Here is a 13,986-nt window from a genome sequence, read left to right as displayed (position 1 = left end):
AACTGGAGCGAATTATGAAAACGCTTAGCTTAATTTTATGCGCTTTATTAGTAGTAAGTGCCCCAACGTTTGCCAAGTACGAACGAAATAAAGCCGTTCCTGTACAGCAAGTACTATTTGGTAAAGTAAAGTCGGTGCGCACTATTACTGAGCAACAATTAGTACAAGACAAAAGTAACGGCTGGAAAACCTTTGGCGGTGCCTTACTAGGCGGTGTTATTGGTAACCAGTTTGGCGGCGGCAGTGGTCGAACTGTAGCGACTATTTTAGGATCGGTGATTGGTGGTAACGTTGCTCATAATCAGCAGCAAACACAGCGCTATGAAAACACACAGCTCGTTGAATTACTGATACAAGTAGAAAGTGGTGAGCAATTTATGGTGGTACAAGACAACGATCCCGCTATGCGTTTTCACCAAGGGGATAATGTTCGCCTTATTTACTTAACTAATAACACAGTACGAGTAGATAGCGCGTATTAAGCCTCTTGCAAGGCGATAGCTGAAAAAAACCTAACTTAGGTCACTAAGTTAGGTTTTTTTAAATGTATTCACTTTTATTTATTAAGCGGGTTCTTTTGCCCAAAGCTGCTCGTTTTCATGCATTTCATATAAACCATGTGCACGGTTAATCAGTAAATTTGCAAAATCAGCTTGGGTTTTATCTCGCGCACCCGCGGTAATAATTTGGTCGGCTTTTAGCTGCCACTGCAATGAAAAATAACGCATGGCATCACGTGCATCTTTTGCTGCAGACGCTTCAGCGTGATCAGTTGGTAAACGACCGGTGATCACCCAGTAGCTTTTACCGTTTTGCGCTTTAAATTTCCAAAGCGCGCATAAAGGCGCTAAAAAACGGCTTTCTTTTTCAAGCAAGGTTTTAGGCATAATGCCTTTTTCAGCTAAATGTTTTTGCGCATTTTGAAAACATTCGCGCTGCCATTGAATTTCTTGTTGCTGAAGTTCAGCTTGCTGCTCTGGTGTTAATGGTTTTTGTTCTTGTTGCTGCATTTTAATAACCTTTTTACTTCTTTGTTTACACTTTAAGGGCATAACAAATAAGGCGCAAGCATAAATAGCGTGCTTAACACCTTATTCACAGCTGTTTGCTGGGTTTTTAAGCAAAGTACACTTACTTTATGTTGTGATCAAACGAACCCACAGCACCCGGGAATACCACTGGCGACTCAATACCCTGTTTATTCACGCTAGCAACTCCAAAATAGTAATTATCAATAACCACATTTTTTAGGGTAAATTCACTGACCTTATCAACCCATTGACTGTATTGCCATTGTGGTTCACTAGTATAGCGCCAGTATATACGATAGCCTGCTACATTTTTATCCTCTGTTGGCTGCCAAGAAAGAGTGGTACTGGCGCGTACGGCACCACTAATTTTCACCTCTTTTGGTGGCGCAGGAGCCCACGCCATTGACGCAAGGCTTACCGCATTTAACGAGGTAAGTTTTGCGGCGTAATCAAAATCCACCCCATCAATAGTATCACCGTACACTACCCCATTTTCGGTGCGCAGGTCTTGATGTTGGCGATCATAATGCTCGTTGGTTTCCATAATGCGTACAGCCGCAAAACCCGCATCATTAAACGGACGATGATGCCCGCCTCGTGCAAAACGGTCGAGCCTATATACCAGCATGGTATCTAAGTTCTCAATGTATTTATCAGCAATGGTGTCTATGTAACGCGCTAAATTACGGCTCGCTGAGTCAACTTCGCCGCCAGTAAAACGACGAGTACGGGCTTGTTCTTTAGTTTCAACTACACGCGTACCTTCAGAAAAAATACGTGCAGTGGTGTTATCGGTTACGCCATTAATGCCGGTAATGTTACCAATCATGTCGTTATTTAAAACACCATGAACCTGCCAGTTATTTTTTTGTGCGTAAGCAGTTAAAATTTTACCGCCAAATAAACCTTGCTCTTCACCTGAGAGTGCTGCATATACCACTGAGCCATTAAATGTATATTGCGATAACACCCGTGCCGCTTCAATCACACCGGCAACCCCTGATGCATTATCGTTTGCCCCAGGTGAATCGCTAGTAAAATCCATAACATCACTAACGCGTGAGTCTATATCTCCCGACATCATCACCATACGGTTAGGATCGGTGTTACCGCGCTGAATCGCAATTATGTTAACCACTTCCACGGGTTCAGGAATGCGCTTTTCACCCGAGATGGTTTGTTTTACTTCTAGTATCTCTAAACAGCCACCACACTGTGCCGAAATTGCTTCAAATTCTTTTTTTATCCAGCGTCTTGCCGCGCCAATACCACGGGTATCCGATTTAGTTTCAGATAAAGTATGGCGGGTACCAAAATCCACTAACGTTTGAATATCATCTCCAATACGCTGCGCTGAAATTTGATCTGCAATATTGTGCAATGATGCTTGTTGTGTGGTTTGTGCAGCCACACTATAAAATGACGCGCTACAAACAGATGCAACCGCACTATACTTAATAATCCGAGTAACTAACTTTAAAGGTGAAATTGACATAGCAGTTTAATCCTTATTGTTGATGTTTTTAAAATGACAGCTCTGCAGGTATACAGCAATGCATTTGAGATAGACGTTAAAAACCTCAGGTTAAATTACATTTAATTAACACGCTTAGTTTAGCTATCGCTTGCTCAGTTTCTAGTTTAATAAAAATAATCACTTATGCTGTTTTGTACGTATATTAAAGAGAGAAACACGATTAATCAGCTATCATTTTATATACCCAGTTTAAAAATAATAAGGTGCTGTAAAAATATGAAGAAACACGAAGAATTACCTGAGGATCATGTTGACCCGCTTATGCAGTATTTACATCACGCGATTCGCTTTGCTATTAAAATATTAGCGGTGCTCATGGTGCTAGTTATTTTTTGGAGTATTGCTGATGTAGTATATGTTTTATATATGCGATTGAGCTCTCCCCCTTACTTTTTATTAAACATTGAAGACATTCTGCAAACCTTTGGTGCTTTTATGGTGGTGCTTATTGCGGTAGAAATATTTACCAATATTCGTTTATATTTAGGCTCAAGTTCACTGCCTGTTGAGCTGGTCATTGCCACCGCACTAATGGCTGTGGCGCGTAAAATTATTGTTTTAGATTTAAAATTAGTGACCTCAGAGCAAATTATTGGCCTTGCATTAGTGACTTTAGCCTTAGGTATATCTTACTGGCTGGTAAAAAATAAAACCGGTCATACAAAACTGTAAATCGTTAACTTAACTTAAGATAACAGCTAAATACCTCATTCCCACTGCGCCTTTGCGCTTTACAATGGTATAGTGGGATACCTCTATAAATACTTAATAAGCTTCTAATATGTATCGATTATTTGAACGGATGACTAAACCGTTCCCGGAGCGTTCTCCGTCTCAGCCTCCTAATACCTTATTTGCATTTTGCCGCCATTACACCAAAGGCATGGAACTGTCATTAGTCCTTATGTCGCTCAGTGCCGCATTATTAGCTATTTTAGAAGTGTCTTTATTTAGTTACATGGGACAACTGGTTGACTGGCTTGGCGAGTACACCCCTGAAGAACTTTTTTCGCAGCAACAATCCGAATTAATAAAAATGGGGTTAATGCTTTTGGTTGTGATGCCTGTGGTGGTATTTTTTAGGTCAGCTATTTTACATCAAGCACTGTTGGGCAACTATCCGATGTCGATACGTTGGTTAGCGCACCGTTATTTATTACGCCAAAGTGTTAGCTTTTATCAAAATGAATTTGCCGGGCGAATAGCCACTAAAGTGTTACAAACCTCATTAGCTGTGCGTGAGTCAGTCACTAAGTTACTTGATGTATTGATGTACATTGCCGTTTATTTTGGCTCAATGGTGTTTTTAGTAGCCGCCTCAGATTGGCGCTTAATGCTGCCGTTATTAGTGTGGTTAGCATTATATATTTGCGTGCAAATTTACTTTGTACCACGATTAAAAAGCATTGCGAGCTCACAAGCTGATGCACGCTCAGAAATGACTGGCCGTATTGTTGATAGCTACACCAATATTTCAACCATTAAGCTGTTTTCTTACACCCAACGCGAAGAGCAATATGCAAAACAAAGCATGGACGTATTTTTACAGCCTGTATATAAACAAATGCGTTTAGTAACCAGCCTTAACGTGGTTATTCAAAGCTTGAACTATTTACTGGTATTTTCGGTGGCAGCGGTGTCTTTGTATTTATGGTCGTTAAGTGCCATTAGTGCGGGGGCTATTGCAGTAGCATTGAGTTTGTCGTTAAGGCTTAATGGTATGGCTCAATGGATAATGTGGGAAATTAGCAGCTTATTTGAAAACATTGGTACCGTAGCCGATGGCATGCGCACCCTTTCAAACCCGATTGCGGTTGATGACAAGCCAAATGCCGATAGTTTAAAAGTAACTCAAGGGGCAATCGACTTTAACAATGTACACTTTAATTATGGTAAAGCCGCTAATGAAAATAACCGAGGCCCAGTAATTAACGATTTAAACTTAAATATTAAACCGGGCGAAAAAATTGGCTTAGTGGGTCGCTCTGGCGCAGGTAAATCCACATTAGTTAATTTGTTGCTACGTTTTTACGATACAGACAAAGGCTGTATTAGTATTGATGGCCAAAATATAACTGATGTAAGCCAAGAAAGCCTTCGCCGCTATATCGCTATGGTTACCCAAGACACCTCACTACTTCACCGCTCAGTAAAAGATAACATCTTATACGGCAGACCCGATGCCACAGAAGCGGAAATGCTCGATGCGACCAAACAAGCCAAAGCGCTCGATTTTATAAACGATTTAGAAGACAGCAAAGGCAATAAAGGCTTTGAGGCACAAGTGGGCGAACGAGGAGTAACCCTCTCGGGCGGGCAACGCCAGCGGATTGCTATTGCTCGGGTGTTACTTAAAAACGCGCCTATTCTTATACTTGATGAAGCCACCAGCGCTTTAGACTCAGAGGTAGAAGCAGCTATTCAAGCAAGCTTAGATGATTTAATGACAGGCAAAACGGTTATTGCTATTGCACACCGATTATCAACCATTGCACAAATGGACAGGCTTATTGTGCTTGATGAAGGTGGTGTTGTAGAGCAAGGCAGTCACGATGAGTTAATTGCCCAAGGCGGCATTTACGCTGCACTGTGGGCACATCAAACTGGCGGCTTTATTGGTATTGAATAAAAAAACCATCTCAGAGTAGGTCATCATTTGGCCTGCTCTTGTTTACTAAAATTTAACTTTATTATTGATTTTAAATGCTATTTATAGCCTTTTAGTCGAATTTTATAGCCCACCTATTGCCCCACTGTTTTTATAATGTCACATTCGCGACTGATTTTTTTATCATTCATCAGGCAATTCACCATGTCTTTATTAAGCGAACATAAATACACCCTTTATGGAGTGCTCGCTATTTTACTTTGGAGCAGTTTAACTGCCTTTATTCGTGATTTATCAGAATTATTTAGCCCAATTGGCGGTGCCGCTTTAATTTATAGCGTCAGTGCGATTTTTTTAATGTTAGTCATGGGTGTACCAAAGCTAAGCAATTATCCAAAACGCTATTTAGTCTTTGGTGGCAGCATATTTGTTATTTACGAAATATGTTTAGCTTTATCCCTCGGCTTTGCAAATAGTCGCCAGCAAGCGTTGGAAATGGCGATTATTAACTACCTTTGGCCAGCGTTAACCATTTTATTATCGATTATTGTTAACCGTACTAAAGTAAGCGTATTAGTATACCCGAGCATATTGATTGCGTTTTTAGGCGTTGCATGGTGCATTGCAGGTAATAGTGGTTTATCTGTAGGAGTATTAACCGCTAATATTAGTGACAATCCATTACCCTACTCCATGGCGTTCGCAGCGGCGTTTATTTGGGCTATATATTGCAGTGTAACGGTTAAACTTAGCGAGGGTAAAAATGCCATTAGTGTATTTTTTGCAGCCACGGCAATCTCTTTATGGATAAGTTACGGATTGAGTAATGAACCCAGCTTTGAGTTTAGCCTAGATTCTAGCTTTACCTTAATATTGGCAGGCGTGGTTATTGGTGGAGGTTACGCACTGTGGAACCAAGCAATAATTGGCGGTAACCTAGTGTTGTTAGGCACCTTGTCTTACTTTATCCCTGTGTTATCAACACTATTTGCTGCTATCTACTTATCAGTATCGCTCACCAGCGCATTCTGGCAAGGCGTTGTGTTAGTGACATTAGGCTCATTAATGTGTTTTATTGTGACCCGAAAAACAAAGCCAGCCCGATAAAATATGTAAGCGAAAAGCTAGAGGCTGTCTGCTTTTCGCTTTAATCATTTACTTAACTAGCTAATCGCAGTCCTAACAGCACTAACATCACAATGTTTGCTATCACACTGATTAAAAAGAAGTAACTACGCGGGCTGGGGTTTTTCTCGGTGGCAATTGCGTAATACAGTGCCATATGAATTAAACGTGCAATCACATATACCCAAATACATATTGCAAATACCGAGCTGTGGTAATTCATCACAAAAGCAAATAAAACCGTTCCTATAAACAACGCGCTGTTTTCTAGGGTGTTATGAAAAGTACGATGAGCCCTAAATATAAAGCTCTCATGAGATAGCTCTTTATCTATTTTTCCTGGCACTGCACCGGGCTGTTTAGCCTTACTAAACGTCGCCACAGCCCACTGAACTAACATCATAATTAAGTATAAATAAAATGCTACAAACGCAGAATGTGCAATATCGGTCATTGTTTTTTCCTTTGTGTTGTTATTAGAGTAATAGTTACAGCAACTATTAAGCCAAACTTAAACCACTGATATGTATATAAATTATTTTATAAAATATACATTTTTTGTAATAGATTCCTGCTTTATATAAAAATTACGGTGTTTATGTAATGTATATAAAACCGCAAGCCAAGATTAATACTAATTACGTATTTTATAAATTTAACTTGAGCATTTATTCTAATTATTGTTTTATAGTGTTACTAGAAACGGAACGGCGGAATTTGTATGAAAAATAAAATAACCAAATCTTTAGCTACAGCGGCATTATTGAACTTTATATCAGTACCTGCTTTTTCAGCTCAAGATCATATTGAAAATACAGAAAACTTGGTACAGCAAGCTCAATACAAAAACGTAGCAACTATTAAGCGTAATTTCGCAAAGCAAGTAGCGCTTAATTATCCAGTGTTGGATGCTGATTTAAAACAATCATTAAATAAATATAACTTAGTTTTAAATGCTGATCAGTTATCAACAGTAGCAAGGCATACAAAACGTAATATAAGTCAGGCAAATAGTGCCTTACAACAGCTTAAAGGCTTACCAAACAATACAGGAAGCTTGTTACAAGTTCGTTTGGCAAGTGAGTCCATGCTTACTGATTGGCAACAAGGTGAAAACCCTTTATTCGCATTTGCACCCGCTGGTGACGATAGCCAATGGAGCGAGATTGAAGCGTTCGATCAGTTTGGTGACATTCATTATCTGAGCGTTGACCAAATGCCAACCCAACCTGTTTTTATTGTGGAGTTAGATCAACAAAAAGTACAGGATGCGGGTATTGCAGTAATGAAAGGAATTTTGTCTGCTAACAAGTTCAGCAAAAACATGGTTAGTCCACAAAATCAATTAAGTAATGAGCAGCCATTACAAACTAGCGTGCTAAAAAAAATACATTTAGAGGATGATAAAGAGCCTTGGATTTCAGGAAAGGCAGAAGTTTATGCCATCGTAACGGGGATTAATCCTAGCAGAGATGAACCAATATTAGATATTGTTGATTTACCTTATTTAGATCATGACCAAACCACTTACAGCCCTAATCAGGTTTTAATTCATTGGCAACGTTATCGTTGGCAAGCGGTCGATTTGCTTTTAATGGAGCAAGATGACAACACTAATTATAAAACCTTAGCAATGAAATTATTAGAAATATCAGAGCAAGTAATGGCAAGTATCCCTGATTTACAAGCACAGGGCTATACTATTATTCCTAAACTTACTAATGAATTGCTTAAAGCAATGCCTGATGAATGGTTTACCAATAATGATGATTATGTTGATGTTTTTTACACGCTATTTGAAAACAAAGAGTATCAAGGTTACAAAGGCGCAAGTAGTAATGCTACTATTACCTTGTCACCTTTAGAGATTAACCCTCGTCAGTAAATAGCGACTCGCCACTGTTTGGCTTGGTAACTAAACAGTGGTGAGTTAATCATTACTCCCGCAGTTTAAGCGTGATACATACAACGCCGTGATCGGTACCTAAATCGTCTCGCTCAAACTCGGGGTTAATTAAATGACGATCGTAAGTATGATAATCGCTTACTTCAAAAAAACTGTCGTCATAGCCAGAATCAAACTCACAAGACAACAAAATATAATCAAGTACTGAACTGCTTGCGCCAAAGTAATGTGTTGCTTTTCGTAGTGGTTTTAAGCCTTGATTATCTTTATCGATAACACCTTGTATTGACTCATTAGATACTTCATCAGGCTCGCAATCATCGTTTAACTTTGTAAATAACTGCCACGCATCGTTAAGACAATATTTTGCAAGGTAGGTTTTACTATCAAACGCGGGGGCAAAACGCAGTGTATTGGTTAGTAAATGGCTTAAAACGCCATCAGCTAGGTCGTTATTAAAATCTCCCATTAGTATCATAGGCTGTTGCGTGGCCTCACGACGGCTTATCATTTCTATCATCAGCAATGTTGCTTCACTACCGCGCTGAATAGTTGAGCCCCAGCCACCCGCTACATTTGCTTTTAAAATTTCAATAATGTTTTTTTCAGCGGTTAGTTCTTTATTAGTTTCATCAATCTCAATTGATGGCCGTTTAGATTTAAAATGCACCACATAGCAATCGGTATTGCCGATATGCGGCAAACTTATTGTGGCTCTAAGTACTCTACGGCTAAAGGCAAAATCTTCAGTTAAACCTAAAGTACTGACAAGCTCATAGTCGTGTTTTACGCTCGCTACTTCAACGATAGGGTATTTTGCTGCTATTGCCACAACGGGGCGTTTATAAATAAAATCATCTATTACCTGTGGCTCATCCACCACAGCAAAGTGCTCATAACCTTGCTGCTTTACTAATTCTCTAAGCGACTCAATGCTAAACACTTCCTGAAAGCCAATTACATCGGGCTGATGCTCGGTTAAATAATCAATAATCCAGCGCTGTTTTTTTGCCCATTGCTCTGCGGTATATATCCGCTCAAACTCATAATAAGCATTAGGTGGCTCAAGATAATTAAACAGGTTAAATGTGGCTATTTTTAATGTTGAATTGGTTATCATCATCTCAGGGGATTGTTTTGAGTTATCAGTTAAAGGTGATGTATTACAGTCACTAATAATGGTCGCCTTTGAAAGTTTATATTGTGTGCTATTGTCAACATCATATAAGATTTTTGCTGAGTGCCAAAGCTTGATAACAACTAAAACCAATTAAATCGTTTAAAGTTTAAGCAAACGAAACCTATCCCCTTTAAATTTATATACAAGTTGGTATGCTACGCGACCTTTTTTAACATATGGTTATCAAAAAAGGCAAAGCCAAGGGGCGGCTAATGCTGCAAGGCACTTAGTATAAGTGGCAGCAATATTACAGGCATCACGTTAAACAAACGTTAGGTGTAACTTTAAATAGCAATATAAAAAGCACTATTAGGGTCAAACTATGCGATTAGGACCAGGACTACTCGTCACCGCTGCCTTCATTGGACCAGGGACTATTACCACCGCGAGCGTAGCGGGTGCAAACTTTGGTTTTGCACTAATATGGACATTACTATTTTCAGTAATTGCCACCATATTATTACAATCTATGGCGGCGCGCCTAGGCGTAGCCACTGGGCAAGACTTAGCACAAGCACTAAGAGCCCATATTGAAACTCCCCTATTTAAATCTCTCGCTATATTTTTAGTGATCAGCGCCATTGGTGTTGGCAGTGCCGCCTACGAGGCTGGTAATTTAAGCGGTGCCAGCATGGGATTAATTGAAATATTCCCTCAGGTAAATGCCCAACTTTGGACGCCACTGATTGCATTTTTAAGTGCCATACTACTTTATAGCGGTAAACACAAAGTTGTTGAAAATGCGCTTATTTTACTAGTGATTTTAATGAGCCTAGTGTTTATCTCTACGCTTGTTATGGCGGCTCCCTCGCTCAGTGACGTATTAGCTGGTTTTATTCCTAGCATGCCTGAGGGTTCAATTACCACCGTATTGGCATTAGTGGGCACCACCATAGTGCCGTATAACTTATTTTTACACTCAGGTGTTTTAGCTGCAAGACACGACAGCAAAAGTGATAAGCAAAAAGTTATTAAGCAAACTAATGTAGATACGGGTGTGTCTATCACCTTAGGTGGCGTGATCACGCTGGCAATTTTATCAACCGCGTCAGTGGCATTTTATGGCACAGATGCAGGGCAAATTAGCGCTGCCAACATGGCGGTACAACTTGAGCCATTACTTGGCGATGCTGCCCATTACTTTTTTGCTATTGGCTTATTTGCAGCAGGTTTAACCAGCGCAATAACAGCTCCCCTTGCCGGTGCATATGCAGTATGTGGCATGTTAGGTTGGTCAAATAAAATGGATAACACCCGCTTTAAAAGTGTCGCCATTGTTATTTTATTATTTGGTGCGGCGGTGGCGTCTCTGGGTTTAGACCCTGTCGCGGTGATAATTTTTGCCCAAGCAGCTAATGGCTTATTACTGCCTATTGTAACCACCTACCTAGTGTGGCTGGTTAACCAAAAATCAGTAATGGGCAAATACACCAACTCAATGTTGGTAAACTTACTTACTTTACCGGTGTTAGTGCTTATTTTTGGCTTAAGTGGTTACAAGCTGTTTAGTTTGATTTTTTGATATCACGACGCAATTTATACACACAAAAGCCGCTATATTAATAGCGGCTTTTTACATTGCAGACCAATGCTGACTTAAAAGCCGTGATGCGCTGCCTTGTGCTTATTTTCCTTAATGAGTTTTGCAAATACATAACCCCCTACTGCACCTGCACATAATTGCGCATAAAAACCCCAACCTCTTGCACCTGCAATAATAGTAATATTCATAATTGACTCAATCGCAATTAACGCCGTTGCAAACGCCACCACACCAGCAATAACAAATAGTTGTGTACCTTGCTTGTTCATTTTTTTAGCAATAAACCAAGTAACCAAAAACGCGATAGCAAGTGCAACAGAAATAATAGCGCCATAGGTCGGTAGCAAGCCAAGCCAATCTTCAAGGATTAAGTTAACACGGTCATTAAAGCCCACTACAACACCTACATTAACTAATTGATTGACAACGTATTGACTATGAAACAAGCTAGCAAGAGTGAATGTAAGTAACCAAGAAACTAAAAATGACGGGAGTATACGTGTTAAAAACTGCATGGTTATCTCAACTTAAAATAAAACTTTTTCCTTACACTAGCAAAGGCTTGCAGGGTAAACAATCTCTATATTGTATTACGCTACTGTCACTTTTAGCGTTTTCTTGTCACGCCAGTGCCGAGCTGCCAACACAGCAATACACAGCTAGTACTTTAGCAACAGGGCTCAATTCACCGTGGAGTATGGTTAAACTCCCAAACAATACCTGGTTAATCACCGAGCGTGATGGCCATGTTGTTATCATTAAAAACAACCAACAAACCCGAGTTAAAATAAACTTCGAGGGCTTATACGTTGCAGGGCAAGGTGGTTTACTTGATGTAGTGCTTTCGCCAAATTACAGTGAATCAAAAGAAATTATATTCACTTACGCCCAAGGTGAGCTTGATGCAAACAGGCTAGTAATAGCCAAAGCCACGTTTGATGGTGCGCAATTTTCAACGCCAAAAATTATTTATAAAGTCGCCACCGATAAAGGCACACCGCAGCATTATTCTGGCCGCGCGCTTGTGCTGCCTGATAATACCTTATTATTTTCAAGTGGTGATGGTTTTGACTACCGCGAGCAAGCACAGGTTATTACCAGTCAACTTGGCAAAACATTACGCATTAACTTAAACGGCACAATACCAAACGATAACCCGTTTATTAGTCACAAAAACGCTAACGCGCATGCCATTTATTCACTCGGGCACCGTAACTTGCAAGGCTTGGTTTATGATTACGATACACAGCAAATTATTAGCCACGAACATGGCCCCGCAGGCGGTGACGAGCTCAACTATTTAACAGCTGGCACCAATTACGGATGGCCAGTAATCACTAACGGCGACGATTATTCACAAGCACGCATTTCGCCCTTTAGAGACTACCCAGGCATGGCTAAACCAACCGTAGATTGGACTCCCTCAATTGCGCCATCAGGCATGGCATATTATGGCTCTAAGCATGCAGCCTTCCCTTCACTGCAACGCCACGTGCTTATTACTACATTGGTCGATAAAAAGCTCTACAGCGTTAATTTAGCAAATGGTGAATACACCCAGTCGCATATTTTTCCAGAAGCCACAGGCAGGCTCAGAGATGTGTTTGTTACTGCTGAAGGTAATATAGCGATATTAACGGATGGAAAAGAGGCAAGGTTAATGCTGGTAACGCCAAAGTGATTTTCACTTAAATGAATGGTGATTGTCTCGTAGGATTTATTTTAAAAGTTAAACATTAAAATAAATCCTACGAGACTAAAAGTAGCATACTTAAAGTCAGACCCTTTAGGAGTGCTTTACTAAAAGATTTTTATGGTGTGTTTAAATTAACTTTCCTCTTGCAGGCTTTTTGAAAATCATCAGGAGAAATTACGATTTGCCGCGTTGTATTTTTAACCTTCTTTTTTATCTCTTCTTTATTAAAAACTAAGTAACAGCCACTGCCGTCACTTATCTCAATTGAAGATAAATATTTATCCATTATTTTTGATTCACTTGATGACTGTTCATATTGCCAAACGTTTACTTCACCTGCTTTTAATGGCATGTCCATTACCTGAGTACCGTACTCAGTTTTAAACACCACTTTAACCATTAATTCTTCAGCCGTAGAGTTCTTAACACTAGCCCAGTAAATACTTGAACATGAGCTCAATACAAAAGTTATTAGTAATCCAAAAATTAATACCTTTAATCTTTCCATAGAACCTCAGAACTCCAAATTAATCTTTTTATATCAACTTCAAGCGCTTCACTGCGTGTAATGCGTTGCTTCAAGTTAGCGGTATTTTTTGTGTCATTGTAATACTTCATGAGATCAATCTTTCCTTGATTTGGATAACCTGGAGAAGACGCTTTAACATTTTGAAGGAGAACATTTGTACTACCTTTATGACCCCAAGATAAATTAATTCCTCCTACATACACAAGTATAGAATGGCCAAACTCATGCGCTGAAACCAACTTAAACTCATCATCAATCAATTTTGATGGTATACCAGCTGTTACAGATCCTCTTTGATAAATAAAACTCGCATCAATACCTAATATAGCTGGGTTCATTGAACGACCATAACTTTCACTTTCCTCTATCTCTAGGTCTACAGGAATGGCATCAGAACTACTTTTATGTAAAGGATTAACTATTACATTAAAACGCACACCCGCTACTGTAATTGTATTTGACCAATATTGTTTAATACCAGCTATAGCCAACGTTTTTAATTTAAGATAATCGCCTTGTTGCAAACTGTTTTGTTTAAAATTAAGGTAAACATCAATATTGATGGTCCTTAAACGACTATTAATGGTCGTTTTAGCCCAAGTTGCTTTATGAGCCCCGTTATGAACTTTTAGCTTGGTACCTCGGCCATTTCGAGAGGGCCCTACCCGTACCATACGATAGTTAACAGTGGGTTTATCGATTGCTTTATGAAGATGCTCTTCAAAAATATCGAGCGTAAGAGAGTGTTTTTGCGGGTTCGCAGCTGTTGAATCCATTTTATATTCCATTATCATTAGTAATAATTGCTAAAATGCTTTTGTTTAACAATTC

At 39.5% G+C, this 13,986-nt stretch carries 14 protein-coding genes; 7 read left to right on the top strand and 7 right to left on the bottom strand.

All coding sequences use genetic code 11. The features are described from left to right. The first annotated feature begins 14 nt into the window (after positions 1-14). Positions 15-482, top strand: coding sequence for an outer membrane lipoprotein (locus CWB77_RS01640; protein WP_010389747.1), 468 nt, complete (start codon positions 15-17; stop codon positions 480-482). Between the two features lie 81 nt (positions 483-563). Here CWB77_RS01640 and CWB77_RS01635 read toward each other — a convergent pair whose 3' ends face one another. Beyond that, positions 564-1,010, bottom strand: coding sequence for a DUF4826 family protein (locus tag CWB77_RS01635; protein WP_008110031.1), 447 nt, complete (start codon positions 1,008-1,010; stop codon positions 564-566). Positions 1,011-1,131: 121 nt separating this feature from the next. Further along, entirely contained in the window at positions 1,132-2,526 is a 1,395-nt protein-coding gene (locus CWB77_RS01630) for a M28 family peptidase (protein WP_138621016.1), read from the bottom strand. Positions 2,527-2,784: 258 nt separating this feature from the next. Between CWB77_RS01630 and CWB77_RS01625 the strand changes: the two genes are divergently transcribed. The 3 genes from CWB77_RS01625 to yddG all read left to right on the top strand — a co-directional run bounded on the left by CWB77_RS01625 (position 2,785) and on the right by yddG (position 6,283). After that, entirely contained in the window at positions 2,785-3,240 is a 456-nt protein-coding gene (locus tag CWB77_RS01625) for a phosphate-starvation-inducible PsiE family protein (protein ID WP_008110035.1), read from the top strand. 109 nt (positions 3,241-3,349) lie between these two features. After that, positions 3,350-5,197 carry an ABC transporter ATP-binding protein gene (locus CWB77_RS01620; RefSeq protein WP_138621014.1) on the top strand — a complete coding sequence of 616 codons (1,848 nt, stop codon included), beginning with the start codon at positions 3,350-3,352 and terminating at the stop codon, positions 5,195-5,197. A 183-nt stretch (positions 5,198-5,380) separates the two neighbouring features. Next, the gene (gene yddG / locus CWB77_RS01615; protein WP_138621012.1) at positions 5,381-6,283 is read left to right on the top strand and encodes an aromatic amino acid DMT transporter YddG; all 903 of its coding nucleotides are present in this window, start codon (positions 5,381-5,383) and stop codon (positions 6,281-6,283) included. A 52-nt stretch (positions 6,284-6,335) separates the two neighbouring features. On the opposite strand, the gene CWB77_RS01610 is transcribed toward yddG, so the two are convergent. Next, positions 6,336-6,755, bottom strand: coding sequence for an MAPEG family protein (locus tag CWB77_RS01610; RefSeq protein WP_010389742.1), 420 nt, complete (start codon positions 6,753-6,755; stop codon positions 6,336-6,338). A 267-nt stretch (positions 6,756-7,022) separates the two neighbouring features. Here CWB77_RS01610 and CWB77_RS01605 point away from each other — a divergent pair, with 267 nt between their 5' ends. Then, the gene (locus tag CWB77_RS01605) at positions 7,023-8,186 is read left to right on the top strand and encodes a DUF3103 family protein (RefSeq protein ID WP_138621010.1); all 1,164 of its coding nucleotides are present in this window, start codon (positions 7,023-7,025) and stop codon (positions 8,184-8,186) included. Between the two features lie 52 nt (positions 8,187-8,238). Here CWB77_RS01605 and CWB77_RS01600 read toward each other — a convergent pair whose 3' ends face one another. Then, positions 8,239-9,288 carry an endonuclease/exonuclease/phosphatase family protein gene (locus CWB77_RS01600; RefSeq protein WP_138621165.1) on the bottom strand — a complete coding sequence of 350 codons (1,050 nt, stop codon included), beginning with the start codon at positions 9,286-9,288 and terminating at the stop codon, positions 8,239-8,241. 421 nt (positions 9,289-9,709) lie between these two features. Here CWB77_RS01600 and CWB77_RS01595 point away from each other — a divergent pair, with 421 nt between their 5' ends. Further along, positions 9,710-10,909 (top strand): Nramp family divalent metal transporter, encoded by a 1,200-nt coding sequence (locus CWB77_RS01595; RefSeq protein ID WP_138621008.1) that lies wholly within the window; start codon positions 9,710-9,712, stop codon positions 10,907-10,909. A gap of 74 nt (positions 10,910-10,983) precedes the next feature. On the opposite strand, the gene CWB77_RS01590 is transcribed toward CWB77_RS01595, so the two are convergent. Then, positions 10,984-11,445, bottom strand: coding sequence for a hypothetical protein (locus tag CWB77_RS01590; RefSeq protein WP_138621005.1), 462 nt, complete (start codon positions 11,443-11,445; stop codon positions 10,984-10,986). Between CWB77_RS01590 and CWB77_RS01585 the strand changes: the two genes are divergently transcribed. Beyond that, the gene (locus tag CWB77_RS01585) at positions 11,430-12,611 is read left to right on the top strand and encodes a PQQ-dependent sugar dehydrogenase (protein ID WP_138621003.1); all 1,182 of its coding nucleotides are present in this window, start codon (positions 11,430-11,432) and stop codon (positions 12,609-12,611) included. The two genes, CWB77_RS01590 and CWB77_RS01585, sit on opposite strands and share 16 nt — an antisense overlap. A gap of 130 nt (positions 12,612-12,741) precedes the next feature. Here CWB77_RS01585 and CWB77_RS01580 read toward each other — a convergent pair whose 3' ends face one another. Then, positions 12,742-13,134 carry a hypothetical protein gene (locus CWB77_RS01580; protein WP_138621001.1) on the bottom strand — a complete coding sequence of 131 codons (393 nt, stop codon included), beginning with the start codon at positions 13,132-13,134 and terminating at the stop codon, positions 12,742-12,744. Next, the gene (locus CWB77_RS01575) at positions 13,122-13,931 is read right to left on the bottom strand and encodes a hypothetical protein (RefSeq protein WP_138620999.1); all 810 of its coding nucleotides are present in this window, start codon (positions 13,929-13,931) and stop codon (positions 13,122-13,124) included. Before CWB77_RS01575 ends, CWB77_RS01580 begins: the two co-directional genes overlap by 13 nt. Positions 13,932-13,986: the final 55 nt, after the last annotated feature.

The sequence above is a fragment of the Pseudoalteromonas sp. S1610 genome, from assembly GCF_005887465.1.
GTDB classification, from domain to species: domain Bacteria; phylum Pseudomonadota; class Gammaproteobacteria; order Enterobacterales; family Alteromonadaceae; genus Pseudoalteromonas; species Pseudoalteromonas undina.
The sequence above is the reverse complement of the archived record's forward strand: the minus strand, read 5'-3'. Positions and strand labels throughout refer to the sequence as shown.

Coding starts and splice junctions, on each gene's coding strand:
- CWB77_RS01640 (WP_010389747.1), top strand. CDS start 15: ATGAAAACGCTTAGCTTAATTTTATGCGCTTTATTAGTAGTAAGTGCC.
- CWB77_RS01635 (WP_008110031.1), bottom strand. CDS start 1,010: ATGCAGCAACAAGAACAAAAACCATTAACACCAGAGCAGCAAGCTGAA.
- CWB77_RS01630 (WP_138621016.1), bottom strand. CDS start 2,526: ATGTCAATTTCACCTTTAAAGTTAGTTACTCGGATTATTAAGTATAGT.
- CWB77_RS01625 (WP_008110035.1), top strand. CDS start 2,785: ATGAAGAAACACGAAGAATTACCTGAGGATCATGTTGACCCGCTTATG.
- CWB77_RS01620 (WP_138621014.1), top strand. CDS start 3,350: ATGTATCGATTATTTGAACGGATGACTAAACCGTTCCCGGAGCGTTCT.
- yddG (WP_138621012.1), top strand. CDS start 5,381: ATGTCTTTATTAAGCGAACATAAATACACCCTTTATGGAGTGCTCGCT.
- CWB77_RS01610 (WP_010389742.1), bottom strand. CDS start 6,755: ATGACCGATATTGCACATTCTGCGTTTGTAGCATTTTATTTATACTTA.
- CWB77_RS01605 (WP_138621010.1), top strand. CDS start 7,023: ATGAAAAATAAAATAACCAAATCTTTAGCTACAGCGGCATTATTGAAC.
- CWB77_RS01595 (WP_138621008.1), top strand. CDS start 9,710: ATGCGATTAGGACCAGGACTACTCGTCACCGCTGCCTTCATTGGACCA.
- CWB77_RS01590 (WP_138621005.1), bottom strand. CDS start 11,445: ATGCAGTTTTTAACACGTATACTCCCGTCATTTTTAGTTTCTTGGTTA.
- CWB77_RS01580 (WP_138621001.1), bottom strand. CDS start 13,134: ATGGAAAGATTAAAGGTATTAATTTTTGGATTACTAATAACTTTTGTA.
- CWB77_RS01575 (WP_138620999.1), bottom strand. CDS start 13,931: ATGGATTCAACAGCTGCGAACCCGCAAAAACACTCTCTTACGCTCGAT.